Below are 17,226 nucleotides of genomic sequence, written 5' to 3'. Positions count from 1 at the left end.
TACGTCACGGCTCGTCGCGGCGGGCGGGCTTCGGCGCGCCGAGGGTGCGCCAGTCCGGCACGTTCGGCGGAAGCCCGACCGGATAGCGATTCTCGTTGTGCGCCGCCCAATGCGCATGCCCGAGTTCGTGGATGTGGAACGCATGGCGTAACGCCTCGGTGAAGCCCATCGCGTCCGAGGCGGCGTTGACCGAATCCTTGATGAGCAGCGCTGCCATCGTCGGCCGCTCGGCGATACGGCGGGCGAACTCGAGCGTCTTGTCCTCGAGTTCGTTGCGCGGAAAGATCTTCGACACCATGCCGAGCCGGTACGCTTCGTCGGCGTCGATCGAATCACCGGTCAGCAGAAGCTCTTTCGCCTTGCGGGCGCCGAATTCCCATGGGTGCGCGTAATACTCCACACCCGGCATTCCCATCCTGACACCGACTACGTCGGAGAACTTCGCATCGTCGGCCGCGACGATCAGATCGCACGCCCAGACGAGCATGAGGCCGGCCGAGATCGCGTTGCCCTGCACCTGCGCGATCGTGATCTTGCGCAGGTCTCGCCATCGGCGGGTGTTCTCGAAGAAGAAGTGCCACTCCTGAAGGTACGTCCGCTCGGCGATGGCCGGCACGGTGGCGCCGTGCGATTGGAACGTCGGATGCTGCGCCGCGCCGGGCGCACGCTCCAGCATCGCCTCCTCTGATCCCAGATCGTGTCCGGCCGAGAAGTTCTTGCCGCGCGCTGCGAGGATCACCACCCGCACACGGTCGTCGGCTTCGGCGCGGCCGAACGCCTCGTCCAACTGCACCAACAGCGTGCGGGACTGCGCATTCTGCGCATCCGGGCGGTTGAGCCAGATGCGCGCGATCTGACCGTCGTCGAGGGTTTCATAGGTCACCTGTTGCGCCGCACCGCCTCCGGCGCCGGCGCTCGTCAGATCAGGGCTCGCCATCACGGATCACCTCGCTTGCGTTGTTCGACCACCTGCACATTACGGTGCCCGTCGCAACGCTCACTCAGCGGTGCCACAGCTATCGGACAGTGGACTCACAGATATGGCTCCCCGCCGCAATAGACCGAGCGTAATCCCGTTACCGGTACTACGATTGGCGCCAATCGGCGCACCGCTCCGGATCGCCTCACTGCGGCGTATAGCTAACAAAAAGGAGAGACAAATGGCGATCGAACTGCCCACTGCCATCCGGCTCGCGACAGCCGGCGGATTCGCCGCGGTGGCCCTGGCCGCGCCGCTCGTCGCCACGATCACCGCGCCCGCCGCCCCCGACACCTCCCATGTCGCCTGCGCCGCCGGAGAATCCGAAGACCTCTACACCACCGCGTGCGTACCGAATTCGTCCTCGCCGTTCTCGACGATTCCCGGAAATCCCGACCTGCCCGCGATCGACGGAATTCCCTGCGGCGGCCGACAATCAGGACAGTGCATCGGTCTGGCCGAAGAGCAGCAGGCCCAGACACCCCTCGTGCAGCCGCATACCTCGGTCAGCTCGAGCCCGTAAGCGCGGCGCCATCGGCGTATCGAGTGCACGAATCGACGGTCGGCTCCTAGAATCGCGGAATGGCGAAATATTCGGCTCCGCTCCGGCGACTGGTTCTCACCGGCGTTTTCGTTGCCGCAGCGGCGGCCGCACCGTTTGCCGGCCTGCACTTGGCGTCGGAACCGAGCGCTGCGGTGGCGCAGGGCTGTCAGGGGGGCGAGGAGCCCGACCAGTTCACCATGACCTGTGTCCCCTTCATGGTCCCGACCTCGCCGCCCCTCTTCCAAGTCACCGCGGCGAATCCCGATGTTCCGGAGATTCAGGGCATCCCCTGCATCGGCCACAATGCCGGAGCCTGTATCGGGTTGGCCGAGAACGAAGCAGCGGCCGGACCGGCCGCGCAACCGCGCTCGACCATCAGCGCAAGCCCGTAGCCGGAATCGGCAGGGAACTCTGCGAAGCTGTGCAGAAAGCTGGCAGCTTCCATAGAATTCTTGCCGACGGCACGGTTGATCACTCACAGAAAGCGTGACCATGGCGAGCTTGAAGTCCCCAGTACAACGGCTGATCCTTGCCGGTGGCTTTGCGGTTGCGATCGCCGCGGCTCCGGTGGTCACCGTCTTCGCAGCACCGACCGCCCCGGTGGCGCCGCAGGCTCAGGGCTGCAGCGGCGGGGAGGAGCCGGACCAGTTCACCGGCAACTGCGTGCCCCACACGGTGCCCAACTCCGGTTCGGTGTTCAGCACGCCGGCCGGCAACCCCGACGTCCCTGAGGTCATGGGCGTGCCGTGTATCGGCCACAACCAGGGCGGCTGCATCGGCCTGGCCGAAGAGGCCCAGGCGCAGACGGTGACGGCTCCCCCGCCGCCCGTCTTCAGCCACAGCCCTTAGTCAGGGGGTTAGCCGACCGGCGAGGCAGCCCTTTCGCATACAGTTGTCGTATGCCTGCGAAATCTGATCCCGCCGAGCTCGGCGACGTCGAACCGCTCGCCGACAGCACTGCCCGCCAGGCGCGGCGCGTCGTCGCCGCGTACGCGAAAGACGCCGACGAGTGCCGGGTGTTCCTCTCGATGCTCGGCATTGGGCCCTCGAAACTCGAGGCGTAAGTGAGTTCAGGGGACGGTCCGCGGGCCGGCTCCGGCAACGCCGATTTCGTGGTGGTGGCCAACCGGCTGCCGATCGACATGGAGCGGCTGCCCGACGGCAGCACCACGTGGAAGAGGAGCCCCGGCGGGCTGGTCACGGCCCTTGAGCCGTTGCTGCGTCGCCGGCGCGGTGCGTGGATCGGCTGGCCCGGTGTACCGGACGCCGACGATCAGCCCATCGAGCAGGACGACATGACCCTGTGCCCGGTCAAGCTGTCCGCCGACGACGTGGCCAGGTACTACGAAGGCTTCTCCAACGCGACGCTGTGGCCGCTCTACCACGACGTGATCGTCAAGCCGATCTATCACCGCGAGTGGTGGGATACCTACGTCGAAGTGAACCGGCGCTTCGCGGAGGCCACCGCCAAGCACGCGGCCAAGGGCGCCACGGTCTGGGTCCAGGATTACCAACTGCAGTTGGTCCCCAAGATGTTGCGCATGCTGCGCCCCGACTTGACCATCGGATTCTTTCTGCACATCCCGTTCCCGCCGGTCGAGTTGTTCATGCAGATGCCGTGGCGCACCGAGATCATCGAAGGCTTGCTCGGTGCAGACCTCGTCGGCTTCCACCTGCCCGGCGGTGCGCAGAACTTCCTCATCCTGGCCCGAAGGTTGGTGGGCGCCAACACCTCCCGTGCCACCATCGGTGTGCGGTCGCGGTTCGGTGAGGTGAGCGTCGGCTTCCGCACGGTCAAGGTTGGCGCCTTCCCTATCTCTATCGACTCGACGGCCCTCGACCAACAGGCGAAGTCGCGCTCGATCCGCCAGCGCGCCAGGGAGATTCGTCACGAGCTGGGCAACCCCCGAAAGATCCTGTTGGGCGTCGACCGGCTGGACTACACCAAGGGCATCGACGTGCGGCTCAAGGCGTTCTCCGAACTGCTCGAGGAGGACCGGGCCAACCGCGAGGACACCGTGCTCGTCCAGCTCGCGACACCCAGCCGGGAGCGCGTCGAGAGCTACATCGAGATGCGCGAGGACATCGAGCGGCAGGTCGGCCATATCAACGGAGAGTACGGCGAGGTCGGCCATCCCATCGTGCACTACCTGCACCGTCCGGTGCCGCGTGAAGAGCTGATCGCGTTCTTCGTCGCCGCCGACGTCATGCTGGTCACCCCCTTGCGCGACGGCATGAACCTGGTGGCCAAGGAGTACGTGGCGTGTCGCAGCGATCTGGGCGGTGCGTTGGTGCTCAGCGAGTTCACCGGGGCCGCAGCGGAATTACGCCAGGCCTACCTCGCCAATCCCCACCACCTCGAGGGCGTCAAGGATGCCATCGAGGCCGCGCTGACCCAAGCGCCGGAAGAGGGCAGGCGCCGCATGCGGGCGCTACGCAGACAGGTGCTCGCACACGACGTCGACCGGTGGGCGCGGGCGTTCCTCGACGCGCTGGCCTCGACGCGATCTCCTGACAAGCAGTCCGCCTACGCTAAATCGGAGTGATGTAGTCGATGAGCCATTTGCCGTCGATGCGCCGATAATCCACGCGCAGCCGCGCACCGTCATAAATTGGCTCGTCACGGTTCGATTTCTCGGAGACCGTCCGGTTGATGTAAACCATCACCGCTGCCGAATCGCGCTGCGCTTCCATCACGCCGACGCCGACCACGTTGGCTTGACTTACAAGTTCGCGCGCCCGAGCCTGGGGAATTATGTCGGACTTCGCCCTGTCTTCGAACTCCTTGCGGTAGCCGGGCGTCAGCAGGTCGTACGCATCGATGAGGTTGCGCTCGACGGTCTTGTAGTCGTAGGTGAATACAGTCGGGATTTGTTCCTGCGCAAGCGGTCCCAGCTCGCTACGCGCTGCTTGCTCACCACGCGTCTCCACCCGCTGCCAGTACAGTCCGCCGCCCAGCGCGGCTAGGCTGACGAACGCAGCAGCCACCAGACCGGCAATGCCGCTCACAATCAAACGCATCAGTTGCCACCGTTGGGGTAGTTGAGGTCATAGGCTGTCATCTGCCCGTCATCGGCCTCCTGCACGATGATGCGAAGTCGGTAGGGTTGCGATGGCCTGTTGTTCCCGTTCATGTCACTGGCAGTGACCCTCGCCGACACCAGCACCGCTGCAGTGTTGCTGATGTCGTCAATGCTTTCCAGCGCGGCACCGTTGATCACAGTCTCCGAACTGCCGCCGGTGTCCCGGAAAATCGCCTTGAGGTTCTCGACATTGTTGTTCTGGCTGAACATGTCGCGTAACGGCCCGCTGGTGCTCTCGTAGAACCGGTCCACGCTCTCGTCGATGGTGTCCTGCTTGAAGCTGAACATGTTCACCACGGTCTGCGTCGCGGTGTCGACGAACCGCTGGTTGCGCGCTTGCGCTTCTTCTGCGTCTTGTCTCTGGACGATCAGTACCGCCACCGCGGCGCCAAGTACACCGGTCGCGACGAACGCGCCGACCAGTGCAACGATTGCGACCAAGCGTCGGTGCGGCGGCCGGCGTGGCGGGGGCGCAGCTTTACGGACCTTGCGAACATGTGTCTCAGCGACGGAATCCGCTGTTGGAACGCGCACGGCGGTGGGCCCAGCCACCGTGCCGTTGGCGGGACCGGCAGGTCGAGAAGCGCGTCGGCGCACGGGCTTCCCCGGGGACGTCGGTGCGGACGTCATCACACGTGCTCCGGATACAGCATCAAATCCACCCAATTCTCTTGTGGCCGCATATCAGCGACACCGGGCGCGTAGACCCCGGTGCCGCCGGCCGGGTCCACAAAGACGCCCGTGTTCTGGTCGTAGGTCCCGTAAGCGGCTCCGCTGGCCTGCGGCGGGTTCGGTGGTGCAGGAGGCGGTGCGGGGGCCGGCGGTACCGTACCGTAGGGCCCCGCAAACACGTTCGGCGGGTTAGTCGCCCACCCCGGCGGGACGGCTGGTGGAGGCCACGCATTCGGGTAGGGCGCCGGCGGTATCCAGGCCGTAAGCGGTGGCGGCGGGGGCCCCTGGTTCGGTGGGGGGATATACGGCCAAGGCTGATGCGGCGCCGGTCCCGGGCCGGTCTGTACCCCGGGCGGCACCGAACCCGGCGCGACGGGATATCCCGGATCCGGATCGTTCTCCGGCGGTATGTACGGGAACTTGTTGGGCGGCAGGATATTTCGTCCGTCCTCGGGCGTGTCGTCCTCCATGACATCCATCGGTGTGCCGATCGGTACCGGCGGACCGCGCCATGGGCTGTTCCCGATCGGGACGTAGCCGCGCGGATCGCGGCACAACTCAATTGTCGGCGCGCGCTTGCCGGGGAACTCCTGGCACGGGTAGTTCCGCGCCCCGCGCACCACCATCGGATCATTTTGCGCGACTTTGCAATACAAGTCGGTCGGGAGGTCGCGCAATGTCGTGTCGCCAGGCGTGCGGATCTCCGACGGTGGCAAAAACCCCGTGTTGCAAGGCGGCGGATCGTTGATCGAGATCTTGAAGTCCTGCTTGCCGCCCTCGTCAGCGGGAAGTTGGCCGCCGATCGTCAGCAGGGACGCCTGCAGCGCGGGAAAAATGACGAGCGCCTGTTCGATCGACTTGCGGTAAATGACGCCGACGCGGCCGAAGTTGGCCAAGTTGGCCGCAAGGACCGGGAACGACGGGCGAATGCCCGAGAACGTTTCGCTGGCTTCTGCGGCCGCTCCGGGCGCAGTCGCGAGCAGCGAACGCAGCTGAGTATCGGCTCCGGCGACTTCGTTGGTCAGGCGGGCAAGGCCATCGGCCAGGGACCGGATGTCCTCGCCGCTCCGTATCTGCGCCTCCAAGAACGGTCCAGCCTGGTCGATCAGCGCCGAGGTCTGCGGCCAGGCTGCGTTGGCGTCATCGATCAGCACCCGTGCGGACTGAATCAACCGCGCGAGTTCGGGCCCGGCGCCGTTGAACGCCTCGAAGGTCTCGTGCAAGAGGTCCTGGAGCCGGGTGTTGTCAAGGCTGCTCACCAATCGATCGGCCTCACGCAACAACTCGGCCACATCTTGCGGTATCGCCGTCCGCTCCTCCGGAATGGTCGCACCATTGCGCAGCACCTCCGTCGAAGGATCTGCGGGCGGAACGAAATCCACGTACTGCTCGCCGACCGCAGACACGCTTTTGACGGTGGCCGTGGAGTTCTCCGGGATCTTGATATCGCTGTTGAGCCGCATGTGCGCGGACACACCATCGTCGGTCAGCTGCACGGCTTCGACGCGCCCAGCTTGGACTCCGCGGAAGGTGACGTTGGCGTTCTCGTACAGTCCACCGCCCGCGACGAAATTCGCAGTGACGTCATATGTGCCCAAACCCAGGCGGGCGGGAATACGTACATACAGCAGAGCGATTGCGCCGACCGAGATCACGGTCACGACGGCGAACACCCACAGTTGAATTCGCGCAGTTCGACTCATTACTCCGGCGGCACCTCCTGACCCGACGCGGTGCCCGGCGGGATCTTGAACGGATCTGCGGCCTGGCCTGACAGGTTCGCCATTTCCCCGGTAAGGAATTCCGGTGGATTGACGACTTCCGCGAGGCGCTTCATGTTCGGGTCGAAAAATGACGTCGTGAACATGGTCTCGCCGAGCCGACGGATTGTCAGGTCGAACGTTGAGTAGATGTTGAAGTAGTCACCTCTGGCCACCCTATGCAAGTTCTTGCCCGGGAACGGGAACGTCGCCAAGCTGTCCAAAGCGGTCACAAGGTCCGCACGAGTGTCGTTGATCGGTTTGATCACCGCGTACAAATCGACGATGTCCTCGGCGAAATCCTCTTTGGTTTCGGCCAGAATGCGCGACGCGACGGTGCCGAAGCTCTGCAGGGCCGCGAAAGCATCGACGATGGTCGCACGGTTCTCGTTGAGCACCCGCAACGCTCCTGGGAGGGTGTCCAGCGCGCGGCCCAGACTGTCTTTGCTACGCGCGAGGACTCCGGCGAATCGGTTCAGGCCTTCGGCCGCCGCGATGATGTCATCGGTCTGCCGATTCAACGACGCGGCGAGCTCGGCGAGCCGCGGGATCAGACCGGCGAACTGGCCTTCACGGCCGGCGACCGCGTTGTAGACCTCCTGTGTGATGTCCTGTAACGCACCGAGATTGCCTTTGTTGACCACCACACCCAACGCCGACAGCACTTCCTCTGTAGTCGGATAACGGCTGCCCCGGCTCAGTGGAATCTCAATCCCGTCACGCAACTCGCCAACCGGCGGCTGGCCAACCGGAGGCGCTAGTTCGATGTGCTGCGATCCCAACAGCGATGTCTGCGCGACCTTCACAGTTGAGTTGGCCGGCAACTTGACGTTTTGATCGAGCGAAAGTTCCACCGCCGCGTAGAAAGTGCCATCCGGCCGCTGAACGGCTTCGATACCCGACACGCTGCCGACCGTGACGTTGTCGACCATCACGGGCGAATTCTGTGGCAGCGTGGCGACGTCGGGAACTTCCACAGTGATCGAGAATGCGCCTTTACCGTGACCCGCGGTGCCTGGCATGTTCAGCGAGTTCAAGCCGCCGAACGAGCAACCGGCAAGCAGTACCGCACCCGAACTGATGGCCAGGCTCCGGCGGGCGGCGCGCCCGGCTTTCATTCCCCGTGACTGGCGTGTCATCCCCCACCTCCCGAGACAGCGGCTTCGGCCGGAAGCGGACCGGGCGCGGCCGGTGCCGGCGCCCCCGGAACCGGACCGAGAGGCGGAGGACCAGGCGCCGGACCCTGCGGCGGTACCACCGGACCAAGCGTGTACGGCTGCGCCGGCGGCGGCGGGCCCGGAACTGGGTTCTGGGGCAGGAGCAACGCACTGGGGTCGCCTTCGTTCCCGGCACGAGGCGGAAATCGCCCGTCGGCCGGTATCCACTCCAGATACGGGATGTAGGTCTTGGCCTTGGCCTCGGTAGCAGGGGTGTCATAAATGACCTGCCCCTTGTACGCGGTGATCGTATTGATTCCATGCGCCATGAAGGGCGGGTAGCTGACCGCCAGGCGCTTCAGCACCGGAGCCATCCGCTGGCGACAGATCTCGGCTCGCTTGTCGTAGTCAGGCGTTCCGGCGCCGTCCAAGTTCCCGCAGATGAACTGCACCGGGTTGGCGAATTCCGGCAGCCCCAGGAGGCCGTTCGCGGTGCCCTGCGCCGGGTTGTAGATGTTGTAGAAATTCGCCATCGCATTCGGAAGGACGTGCAGGATCTGCTCGACGTCGTCGGTCTGGTTTGTGAGGATGGTGGTGAAGTCAGCCAGCCTGTTGATGCTGCCAATAAGCACTTCGTTGTTCTCATTGAGGAAGCCGCGGACGTCCGAAAGGGCCTGGTTGAGACTGCCGAGCGTGTCGTCCAGGCCCACTGAGCTGTCAGCCAACACCTGAGAGACCGAGGCCAAATGGCCACTGAATTGGACGATTTGCTCGTTGCTGTTCGAAAGTGCGTCAACCAGAATCTGCAGATTCTTCACCGTGCCGAACAGGTCCGGGCTCGAGTCACCCAGCCGTCCTGCAGTCTGAGACAGTTCGCGCAAGGCTTGTCGGAACGAGCCGCCATTGCCATCGAAGGTGTCGGCGGCCTGATTGACAAACTCACTCAACGGACCGTGAGTTTGGCCCGCCGATGGTCCGAGCTGCTGGCTGAGCCTGGTCAGCTCTGTTTTGACGTCATCCCACTCCACCGGCACGGCAGTGCGGTCCAACTCGATGCTGCCGCCATCCTCCATTGCCGGGCCCTGCTTGTAGACAGGGGTGAGTTGAATGAAGCGGGCTGCCACGAGGTTTGGCGCCATGATCACCGCGCGCGCGTCGGCGGGCAGTTGGATGCCGTCCTTCACCCGCATGGTGATCTTCACGGCATCGGCCTGCGGCGTGATCGATTCGATCGAGCCGATCGGAACACCGACGATGCGGACCTCGTCGCCCGGATACACGCCTGCAGCCGAGGCGAAGTAGCCGTCCACCGTGTAGGTGCTGACTCGTGGCAAAAGCACGTACACGCCACCGATCAGCGCCACGAGCAGTGCGCTGATGACGGCGAAACGCATCCAACGGGTCACGGTGACTTCGGCCTTATGATCAGGCGCTCGTTGATGAACCCCTTCAGCATGTCGGACAGGCTGTCGGGAATCTTGCCCGGCTGAAAGTAAAGATCCAGCAGCAGGGCCGTCTGCGTATTGTTCGGTACCGCATTGGGCAGATTGACCATGAATCCGGAAGCCGACCCGACCGACTCGCCGAGCGCGGTGGCGTACGGCGGCAACCGCTTGATCGCTTCACTGATGTGCTCACGGCGTTCAAGTAGGTTGTCCAGAACCAAATTCAGCTTCTTCAGCGCCGGACCGAACTCGCGGCGGTTATCGGCCACAAACCCCGAAATCTGCTCGGACACGTCGTCGATGCCGGCGATCAAATTACTCAGCGCCGCCCGCCGCTCATCGAGCGCGGCGAAGAGCTGATTGCCATCGGTGACGAGTTGATTGACTTGACCGGCCCGGTCGGCAAGCACCGCGGTCACCGACTTCGCGCGTGCCAACAGCTGGCCCAGCGCTTCATCGTTGGCGTTGATGCTGCGCGACAACTCCGCCACCCCGTCGAGCGTGCGGCGAAGCTCAGGTGTCGCGTCGCGAAATGAGTCGGTCAGGACCCGCAGCGCCTGGGTCAACTGGTTCTTGTCGAGGGAAGCGGAGTTCTGGCCGAGATCCTGCAATGCCATATTCAATGTGTACGGAACCGTCGTGCGGGCCAGCGGAATCGACGTCACCGATCCGCTGCCTTGCGGAGTGACCCCGAGCGATCGCTCCCCCAGAACAGTGTCGGTCCGGATCGACACCATAGTCTGATCCCCCAGCCTGACGTCTCGATCCACGGTGAACGTCACTTTCGCGACGTCGCCGGCCAGGCCGACGCCGGTCACCTTGCCCACCGTGATGCCGGAGACGTTGACGTCGTTACCCGGCGAGATTCCACCGGCGTCAGCGAAGAACGCCTCGTAGGACTTGCCTTGCGGATAGAACGGCAAGTTGCTGTAGCCGAACGCGACGAGCAAGACACACACCACGACCGCGATTCCGAAGATTCCCGCCCGTAACGTCTTATCCATTGTCTGAACACCTGCCCTTCGATGGATCCGGCACGCCGCCGATCGGCAGGAAGATGTCGCTGCCCGCAGGACCGTTGAATTTAAGCCTCACCGTGCAGATGTAGTAGTTGAAGTACGAGCCGTACGCGCCAAGGGAATTGAGTCGCAGGTAGTTTTCTGCCAGCGGTTCGATGACCGAATTCACCTCGGCCTTACGGTCGTCGAGCTCGGTCGCCAGCGGGCGAAGGTTCTCGAGTACGCCCTGTAGCGGCCGTCTCGACTTGACCAACATGTCGGTGAGGTCCGTTTCCGCTGACGCCAGCGGCGGAATCGCTCCGGCGATCGGGTCTCGACCCTCCGCCAGTCCGCTGACGAGTTTCTGGAGTTCGTCCACGCTGGCATCGAACTCCACGCTCTTCTCGTCAACGGTGCCGAGCACCTCGTTGAGATTGCGGATGACCTCAGAGATCACCTGGTAGCGATCACCCAAGGTCTTGCTGAAGGATCCTGTCTCCGAGAGCAATTGAGACAACGCACCGCCCTGGCCCTGAAGCAACTCGAGAATCGCATTGCTGATCTGATTGACCTGCTCGCCATTGAGGCCCTTGACTACCGGGCGCAGGCCACCGAGCAGGGCGTCGAGATCCAACGCCGGCTGGGTCTGGTTGATGGAGACCATACCGCCCGGTGGTAACTTTCGCAGTTCGCCCGGGCCCGAGGTGATCTCCATGAAGCGGTCGCCGACCAGGTTCTCGTAGCGGATCACGGCCCGCGTCGACGTATACATCTGGTACTTCTTGTCGAGGGTGAACGCCACATCGACGGTGTTGTCGGGATTCAGCTTCACACCTTCGACCGTGCCCACCGGCACCCCCGAGATCCGCACGTCGCTGCCGCTCTCGAGTCGCGAGGCGTCGCTGAACGTGGCGTGGTAGCTGTTGGTCGAAGCGAACCGGAACTCTCCGAAGATCACGACCAAACCTGCGGCAACCATCAGCATGACCACGACGAAGATGCTGACCTTGGCCAGGGTTCCGCGGTGGCCCATCAGAAGTCGTCCCGTTCTGCGAACGCGCCATTGAAGAGGAACTGGAAAGTGGACGGAGCGTCGACCTGCACTTCGGTGAACGGCTCGTACGGGATGTAGGCGTTGTCGGTAACCAAGAACGGCGACCTGAACCACGAGCCGCCAAACATCTTGCTGGGGATGTTCGGGAGGCCGCGGCAGTTCGGACCACCCGTTGCATTCACAATCGGCAGGCTCTCCGGATACGTATACGACGGCACGCCCAGTACGAAGCTGGAACTGACCATTGCGCCGGGTTTGAGGCCACCGACGACGGCCTGTCCCCGCTCGTTGCCGATCGCAACTCCTTGTATTATGCAGCCGAATTCCGGCGAATAGTCTCCCAACACCTTCAATGGCGCTCGTAGCCGCTGGATCGCAGCGATGTAATCGTCTGCCCCCGGCTCCAAAGTATCGGCGCCCTGGTTCGCCAGGCCGATCGTCGCAAGCAACGTCGCGTTCAGGTTCTCCTGCTGATCGACGACCGTCGCGCTGATGGTCGGCACGTTGTCGATCACAGTCACCAGGTCGGGGCCGGCATCGCCATAGATGTTGGCCACCGTGGCCGTCTGCCCGATAACCGACTCCACTTGCGGCAGCTTCGGATTCAGTTCGGTGAGGTACTGATTCAAACCCGCTATGGTAGAGCCGAAATCGTCACCGTGACCACGCAGGCCTTCCGCGATCGCCGACATAGACGCGTTCAGGTGTATGGGGTTGATCTTGTTCAGGACATCTATCAGGGTCTGGAACAGCGTGTTGGCTTCCAGCTGCACTGCTTCGGCCTGAACCACGGCGCCGGCGCGCAGCGGCGTTCCCGACGGCTGATCGGGGGCAAGGAATTCCACCGACTTCGCGCCGAATACCGTGGTACTGGCGATACGCACTGGCGCATTCGAGGGGACAAAGCGCAGCTCGCGCGTGTTGATCGCGAGCGTCAACTTCGCTTGATCGCCGGTGTACGAGATGTCTTCGACCTTGCCGATTTGAACACCCCGGTACTTGACCTTGGCGTCGGGATCCATCACCAAACCGGCCCGCGGAGAGGTGACCACCACAGACTCGGTCGGTGTGAACGCCGCGGTGTAAAAGAGATAGGTGAACACCGAGAAGGCCACGAGGATCGCCGCCAGCACTGCGGCGGCGATCCTGATCGCGGACTTTCTCGACATGGTTTCTCTCTCCTCTAACCCGACAGGTTGAAGTTGCCGGTGGCACCGTACACGGCCAAGGAGATGAACAAGGTGATGATGACGACGACGATCAGCGAAGTCCGAACCGCCTTACCCACCGCGACGCCAACGCCGACAGGTCCGCCCGAAGCGTTGTAGCCGTAGTAGGTGTGGACGAGCATCACGGCGACCGCCATCACGATCGCCTGAGCGAAAGACCACAACAGATCGTTCGGTATCAGGAACGTATTGAAGTAGTGGTCGTAGAGACCGCCCGACTGTCCGTTGACGTAGACGGTGATGGTGCGAGCCGAGAAGAACGCGGCCAGCACGGCCAACGAATACAGCGGGATTATCGCAATCAGGCCGGCGACGATGCGGGTGGACACCAGGTAGGACACCGAGTGCACGGCCATTGATTCGACCGCATCGATCTCTTCGGAGATGCGCATTGCGCCCAGTTGCGCGGTGGTACCTGCGCCTATGGTGGCCGCGAGCGCGATACCGGCGATGATCGGCGCAACGATGCGCACGTTGAGATAGGCGGACAGGAACCCGGTGAGCGCCTCGATGCCAATGTTGCCCAGTGACTCGTAGCCCTGCACGGCGATGACGCCGCCGGACGCCAGCGTGAGGAAGGCAGCGACACCGACCGTGCCACCGATCAGGATCAGCGCACCGGTGCCCAGGGTCATCTCGGCTATCAACCGGGTCGTTTCCTTGCCGTAGCGACGCACCGCGTTCGGCATGTACCGCACCGACTCGGCGTAGAACAACGCCTGCTCGCCAAAGGTATCCACGGCCTTGGGCACCCGTTCGAGCGCCCGCCGCATTCTCAGCGACACGTCGTAGCTCATCAGCCCAGCACCCGAACGCCGATTGCGGTCATAAGTACGTTGATCACGAACAGACAGATGAAGGCATAGATGACGGTCTCGTTGACGGCCTCTCCGACCCCCTTGGGTCCACCCTTGACGGTGAGTCCGCGATAGCAACCGACGAGTCCCGCCATTACGCCGAACAGCAGGGCCTTGACTTCGGAGATCACCAACTCGCCGAGCCCGGTGAGGATGGTCAGGCCGTTGATGAAGGCCCCGGGGTTCACACCCTGCAGTAGTACGGAGAACACATAGCCGCCGACCAGGCCGATCGCGATCACCAGACCGTTGAGCAGCAGCGCCACCGTGGTCGACGCCAGCACGCGCGGCACCACCAGCCGTTGAATGGGATCGATGCCGAGCACCCGCATCGCGTCGATCTCTTCACGGATGGTGCGGGCGCCCAGGTCCGCGCAGATTGCCGTCGCACCGGCGCCGGCGATGACGAGCACGGTCGAGATTGGGCCGAGCTGCGTCACCGTGCCGAACGCGGTGCCGGACCCGGACAGGTCCGCGGCACCGATCTCTCGCAACAGGATGTTGAGGGTGAACGCGACCAGCACTGTGAATGGAATCGAAATCAGCAGGGTCGGAACGAGCGAAACCTTCGCGATCATCCATGTTTGCTCGAGGAACTCACGGAATTGAAAGGGGCGTCGAAAGATCTTGAGGAACGTTTCCAAGGACATCTCGAAGAAGCCGCCCACGGCCCGCGTCGGGACCGTGAGCTGTTTGATCAACCTTTGCTCCGTTCTCGGGGGAAGGGATGTTCGGCGCGTCGTCTTCGTGGCGAAGAGGTGAAATACGTTGTCACGGCGGACTTCCCACCCCTTGGCTCAGCGTTGCTCTCAGTGAGCCGGATCATACTAACTAGAACACGTTCGGAGTGTCAAAGCTCCGAAAATGGAGTCACAAATGTGATTTTTGTGCTGGTCAGGGCAAGTGTGACGCAGCTCATTCTAGAACGTGTTCTAGTCGAGCTCGGCCGTAACGAACGAGACCGTCAGTCTTGCTGATTCATCAGCGCGGTGGCCGAGAAACACTTCTGCGGATCGCGTCCAGCAAAGTACTCCTGGAGGGTCGCGGACAGCTTCGAAGGGTCCCAGGCATCGGCTTCGGCGCTGAATTGCGCCTCGACCGTCGGCGCTGCCACCAGTGTCACGGTAGGACCGTAGACGATGAAGAGCTGACCGTTGACCGCTTCGGCTGCCGGGGAGGCCAGGAAGCGCACCAGGTTCACGACGTGGTCGGGTGACAACGGGTCGATCTGGCCTTCGCTCAATTCCGGTGCTTCGCCGAACACGTCCGCGGTCATCGCGGTGCGGGCACGGGGCGCGATGGCGTTGGCCCGCACACCGTAGCGTTCCAGGGCCCGGGCCATCGACAGCGTCAACGCGGTGATGCCGGCCTTGGCGGCGCCGTAGTTGGCCTGCCCGACCGGCCCCACCAGCCCGGCTTCCGACGAGGTGTTGATGACGCGGCCGTAGACCTGGCCGTTGTTGTCCTTCGCTTTCGCGCGCCAGTACGTGGCGGCGTTGCGGGTCAGCAGGAAGTGCCCGCGAAGGTGCACGGCGATCACCGCATCCCAGTCCTCGTCGGACATGTTGAACAGCATGCGGTCGCGGGTGATGCCGGCGTTGTTGACGACGATGCCGAGGCCTCCGAGTCCGTCGGCCGTTTCGACCAGTTCGTCGGCGGTCGAGCGTGCGCTGATGTCGCCCGCCACCGCGACGCCCTTCGAGCCGGCGGCCGAGATCTCGTCCAGCACGTCGGACTTGTCGAGCGCGGCGGCGATGTCGTTGACGACGACGGTGGCCCCGGCCCGGGCCAGGCCGATCGCCTCCGCGCGCCCCAGGCCTGCGGCCGCTCCGGTCACCACCGCTACGCGGCCGGACAGGTCGTTGGGGTCTGTAGTCATGCCGCTCCTCGTATGCCCGTGTGCATCGTCAATTTATGAATACCTCTAGTCTCGGCGAAGCAGCGCAGCCCTCGGGCACTCGGCGATGGACTGCTCGGCCAGTTCCTCCTGGTCGGCTGGTACCGGGTCGAGTTTGACCACCGCATAGTCGTCATCGTCGAGATCGAACAGGTCGGGCGCGATTCCCACGCAAACGGCGTTGCCCTCGCACCGGTCCCGATCCACTTCCACCCTCATCACAACCTCCTCGCGGTCAAAGCTGCTCCGAGCCCAGTGTGGCACCGGCCTGGACCCCAAGACTAGAACGTGTTACAACCGGGAGGGAATCGGGGCTGACTCCCGGTATGCCACTTCGTGCCTCTAGAGAAGTTAGGACAAGGCGATGCGGATCGGCTACACCCCAGAGCAGGAAGAGCTGCGTCGCGAGCTGCGCTCCTACTTCACCAAGCTCATGACGCCCGAGCGTGCCGAGGCTCTGGCATCCAACGACGGTGAGATGGGCCGCGGCAATGTGTACCGCGAGACCGTCGCGCAGATGGGTAAGGACGGCTGGCTGACGCTGTCGTGGCCCACGGAGTTCGGCGGCCAGGAGCGCCCGCCCATCGACGGGTTGATCTTCAACGACGAGGCCGCGATCGCGAACGTGCCGGTGCCGTTCCTGACGATCAACAGCGTCGCGCCGACGATCATGCACTTCGGCAGCGACGAGCAGAAGAAATTCTTCCTGCCCAAGATCGCCGCCGGCGAACTGCACTTCTCGATCGGCTACTCCGAGCCCGGCGCCGGTACCGACCTGGCCTCGCTGCGCACCACCGCGGTTCGCGATGGCGACGACTACGTGATCAACGGTCAGAAGATGTGGACCAGCCTGATCGCCTACGCCGACTACGTGTGGCTGGCGGCGCGCACCAATCCCGAGGCCAAGAAGCACCGCGGGATCTCGATGCTGATCGTGCCCACCACCGCGGAGGGGTTCTCCTGGACGCCGGTGCATACGATGGCGGGCGTCGACACCAGCGCCACCTATTACCAGGACGTGCGGGTGCCGGTCACCAACCTTGTCGGCGAGGAGAACGCCGGGTGGAAGCTGGTGACCAACCAGCTCAACCACGAGCGCGTGGCACTCGTATCGGCCCAGCCGATCTTTTTGGCGCTCAATGGGGTTCGCGAGTGGGCCCAGAACACCAAGGATGTGCACGGCAAACGGTTGATCGACTCAGAGTGGGTACAGCTCAACCTGGCCCGGGTGCACGCCAAGGCCGAAGTGCTCAAGCTGATCAACTGGGAACTGGCGTCCTCCGACGAGGCCGCGCCCTCCCCCGCCGACGCATCGGCGGCCAAGGTGTACGGCACCGAACTGGCGACCGAGGCCTATCGCCTGCTGATGGAGGTGCTCGGCACGGCGGCCACGCTGCGTCCCGGTTCGCCGGGCGCGCTGCTGCGCGGACGGATCGAACGGATGCACCGCAGCTGCCTGATCCTCACCTTCGGCGGCGGCACCAACGAGATTCAGCGCGACATCATCGGCATGGTCGCGTTGGGCCTGCCCCGAGTGAATCGATAGGAAGA

General features: G+C 63.9%; 19 protein-coding genes. 6 read left to right on the top strand and 13 right to left on the bottom strand.

The features are described from left to right. Positions 1–4: 4 nt before the first annotated feature. Positions 5–937, bottom strand: a complete 933-nt coding sequence (locus tag A5650_RS07035) for an enoyl-CoA hydratase (RefSeq protein WP_067084269.1) — start codon at positions 935–937, stop codon at positions 5–7. A 223-nt stretch (positions 938–1,160) separates the two neighbouring features. On the opposite strand from A5650_RS07035, the gene A5650_RS07030 reads away from it, so the two are divergent. From A5650_RS07030 to A5650_RS07015, 5 genes are all read left to right on the top strand, one after another. Then, a complete protein-coding gene (locus A5650_RS07030) occupies positions 1,161–1,502 on the top strand; it encodes a hypothetical protein (protein ID WP_067084271.1) in 342 nt (113 codons plus the stop codon). 59 nt (positions 1,503–1,561) lie between these two features. Then, positions 1,562–1,915: a hypothetical protein gene (locus tag A5650_RS07025; RefSeq protein WP_067084273.1), complete on the top strand. Its 354-nt coding sequence runs from the start codon at positions 1,562–1,564 to the stop codon at positions 1,913–1,915. A gap of 100 nt (positions 1,916–2,015) precedes the next feature. Next, entirely contained in the window at positions 2,016–2,372 is a 357-nt protein-coding gene (locus A5650_RS07020) for a hypothetical protein (RefSeq protein WP_067084275.1), read from the top strand. A 50-nt stretch (positions 2,373–2,422) separates the two neighbouring features. After that, positions 2,423–2,587 carry a hypothetical protein gene (locus tag A5650_RS26690; RefSeq protein ID WP_090279904.1) on the top strand — a complete coding sequence of 55 codons (165 nt, stop codon included), beginning with the start codon at positions 2,423–2,425 and terminating at the stop codon, positions 2,585–2,587. Further along, the gene (locus A5650_RS07015) at positions 2,588–4,069 is read left to right on the top strand and encodes an alpha,alpha-trehalose-phosphate synthase (UDP-forming) (protein WP_067288103.1); all 1,482 of its coding nucleotides are present in this window, start codon (positions 2,588–2,590) and stop codon (positions 4,067–4,069) included. Here the strand turns inward: A5650_RS07015 and A5650_RS07010 are convergent. The 12 genes from A5650_RS07010 to A5650_RS06955 all read right to left on the bottom strand — a co-directional run bounded on the left by A5650_RS07010 (position 4,056) and on the right by A5650_RS06955 (position 15,894). Further along, positions 4,056–4,544, bottom strand: a complete 489-nt coding sequence (locus A5650_RS07010; protein ID WP_064399170.1) for a hypothetical protein — start codon at positions 4,542–4,544, stop codon at positions 4,056–4,058. The genes A5650_RS07015 and A5650_RS07010 overlap by 14 nt on opposite strands. Then, positions 4,544–5,236 (bottom strand): Rv1363c family protein, encoded by a 693-nt coding sequence (locus A5650_RS07005; RefSeq protein ID WP_082950639.1) that lies wholly within the window; start codon positions 5,234–5,236, stop codon positions 4,544–4,546. Before A5650_RS07005 ends, A5650_RS07010 begins: the two co-directional genes overlap by 1 nt. Next, on the bottom strand, positions 5,236–6,981 hold the full coding sequence (locus A5650_RS07000) for an MCE family protein (protein WP_064399171.1): 1,746 nt from the start codon (positions 6,979–6,981) through the stop codon (positions 5,236–5,238). The genes A5650_RS07005 and A5650_RS07000 overlap by 1 nt, the downstream gene beginning before the upstream one ends. Beyond that, entirely contained in the window at positions 6,981–8,177 is a 1,197-nt protein-coding gene (locus A5650_RS06995; protein ID WP_067084280.1) for an MCE family protein, read from the bottom strand. Before A5650_RS06995 ends, A5650_RS07000 begins: the two co-directional genes overlap by 1 nt. Continuing rightward, positions 8,174–9,589: a virulence factor Mce family protein gene (locus A5650_RS06990; protein WP_067084282.1), complete on the bottom strand. Its 1,416-nt coding sequence runs from the start codon at positions 9,587–9,589 to the stop codon at positions 8,174–8,176. The genes A5650_RS06995 and A5650_RS06990 overlap by 4 nt, the downstream gene beginning before the upstream one ends. Before the next feature lie 8 nt (positions 9,590–9,597). Then, positions 9,598–10,644, bottom strand: coding sequence for an MCE family protein (locus A5650_RS06985; RefSeq protein ID WP_067084284.1), 1,047 nt, complete (start codon positions 10,642–10,644; stop codon positions 9,598–9,600). Beyond that, positions 10,637–11,671: an MCE family protein gene (locus A5650_RS06980; RefSeq protein ID WP_067084286.1), complete on the bottom strand. Its 1,035-nt coding sequence runs from the start codon at positions 11,669–11,671 to the stop codon at positions 10,637–10,639. The genes A5650_RS06985 and A5650_RS06980 overlap by 8 nt, the downstream gene beginning before the upstream one ends. Then, entirely contained in the window at positions 11,671–12,861 is a 1,191-nt protein-coding gene (locus A5650_RS06975) for an MCE family protein (RefSeq protein ID WP_067084288.1), read from the bottom strand. Before A5650_RS06975 ends, A5650_RS06980 begins: the two co-directional genes overlap by 1 nt. A 14-nt stretch (positions 12,862–12,875) precedes the next feature. Beyond that, positions 12,876–13,718, bottom strand: coding sequence for an MlaE family ABC transporter permease (locus A5650_RS06970; RefSeq protein WP_064399177.1), 843 nt, complete (start codon positions 13,716–13,718; stop codon positions 12,876–12,878). Continuing rightward, on the bottom strand, positions 13,718–14,479 hold the full coding sequence (locus tag A5650_RS06965) for an MlaE family ABC transporter permease (RefSeq protein ID WP_064399178.1): 762 nt from the start codon (positions 14,477–14,479) through the stop codon (positions 13,718–13,720). The genes A5650_RS06970 and A5650_RS06965 overlap by 1 nt, the downstream gene beginning before the upstream one ends. A 263-nt stretch (positions 14,480–14,742) precedes the next feature. Beyond that, on the bottom strand, positions 14,743–15,657 hold the full coding sequence (locus A5650_RS06960) for a 3-oxoacyl-ACP reductase (protein ID WP_067288100.1): 915 nt from the start codon (positions 15,655–15,657) through the stop codon (positions 14,743–14,745). Between the two features lie 45 nt (positions 15,658–15,702). After that, positions 15,703–15,894: a ferredoxin gene (locus A5650_RS06955; RefSeq protein ID WP_067288097.1), complete on the bottom strand. Its 192-nt coding sequence runs from the start codon at positions 15,892–15,894 to the stop codon at positions 15,703–15,705. A gap of 145 nt (positions 15,895–16,039) precedes the next feature. Between A5650_RS06955 and A5650_RS06950 the strand changes: the two genes are divergently transcribed. Next, a complete protein-coding gene (locus tag A5650_RS06950) occupies positions 16,040–17,221 on the top strand; it encodes an acyl-CoA dehydrogenase family protein (protein ID WP_067288094.1) in 1,182 nt (393 codons plus the stop codon). The last annotated feature ends 5 nt before the right edge of the window (positions 17,222–17,226 follow it).

The sequence above is a fragment of the Mycobacterium sp. 1164985.4 genome (genome assembly GCF_001668575.1).
In the GTDB taxonomy this organism is placed as follows: domain Bacteria; phylum Actinomycetota; class Actinomycetes; order Mycobacteriales; family Mycobacteriaceae; genus Mycobacterium.
This window is presented reverse-complemented; position numbering and strand designations above follow the sequence as displayed.

Excerpts from the sequence above, each read along its gene's own strand:
- A5650_RS07035 (WP_067084269.1), bottom strand. The coding sequence starts at position 937 with ATGGCGAGCCCTGATCTGACGAGCGCCGGCGCCGGAGGCGGTGCGGCG.
- A5650_RS07030 (WP_067084271.1), top strand. The coding sequence starts at position 1,161 with ATGGCGATCGAACTGCCCACTGCCATCCGGCTCGCGACAGCCGGCGGA.
- A5650_RS07025 (WP_067084273.1), top strand. The coding sequence starts at position 1,562 with ATGGCGAAATATTCGGCTCCGCTCCGGCGACTGGTTCTCACCGGCGTT.
- A5650_RS07020 (WP_067084275.1), top strand. The coding sequence starts at position 2,016 with ATGGCGAGCTTGAAGTCCCCAGTACAACGGCTGATCCTTGCCGGTGGC.
- A5650_RS26690 (WP_090279904.1), top strand. The coding sequence starts at position 2,423 with ATGCCTGCGAAATCTGATCCCGCCGAGCTCGGCGACGTCGAACCGCTC.
- A5650_RS07010 (WP_064399170.1), bottom strand. The coding sequence starts at position 4,544 with ATGCGTTTGATTGTGAGCGGCATTGCCGGTCTGGTGGCTGCTGCGTTC.
- A5650_RS07005 (WP_082950639.1), bottom strand. The coding sequence starts at position 5,236 with ATGACGTCCGCACCGACGTCCCCGGGGAAGCCCGTGCGCCGACGCGCT.
- A5650_RS07000 (WP_064399171.1), bottom strand. The coding sequence starts at position 6,981 with ATGAGTCGAACTGCGCGAATTCAACTGTGGGTGTTCGCCGTCGTGACC.
- A5650_RS06995 (WP_067084280.1), bottom strand. The coding sequence starts at position 8,177 with ATGACACGCCAGTCACGGGGAATGAAAGCCGGGCGCGCCGCCCGCCGG.
- A5650_RS06990 (WP_067084282.1), bottom strand. The coding sequence starts at position 9,589 with ATGCGTTTCGCCGTCATCAGCGCACTGCTCGTGGCGCTGATCGGTGGC.
- A5650_RS06985 (WP_067084284.1), bottom strand. The coding sequence starts at position 10,644 with ATGGATAAGACGTTACGGGCGGGAATCTTCGGAATCGCGGTCGTGGTG.
- A5650_RS06980 (WP_067084286.1), bottom strand. The coding sequence starts at position 11,671 with ATGGGCCACCGCGGAACCCTGGCCAAGGTCAGCATCTTCGTCGTGGTC.
- A5650_RS06975 (WP_067084288.1), bottom strand. The coding sequence starts at position 12,861 with ATGTCGAGAAAGTCCGCGATCAGGATCGCCGCCGCAGTGCTGGCGGCG.
- A5650_RS06970 (WP_064399177.1), bottom strand. The coding sequence starts at position 13,718 with ATGAGCTACGACGTGTCGCTGAGAATGCGGCGGGCGCTCGAACGGGTG.
- A5650_RS06960 (WP_067288100.1), bottom strand. The coding sequence starts at position 15,657 with ATGACTACAGACCCCAACGACCTGTCCGGCCGCGTAGCGGTGGTGACC.
- A5650_RS06955 (WP_067288097.1), bottom strand. The coding sequence starts at position 15,894 with ATGAGGGTGGAAGTGGATCGGGACCGGTGCGAGGGCAACGCCGTTTGC.
- A5650_RS06950 (WP_067288094.1), top strand. The coding sequence starts at position 16,040 with ATGCGGATCGGCTACACCCCAGAGCAGGAAGAGCTGCGTCGCGAGCTG.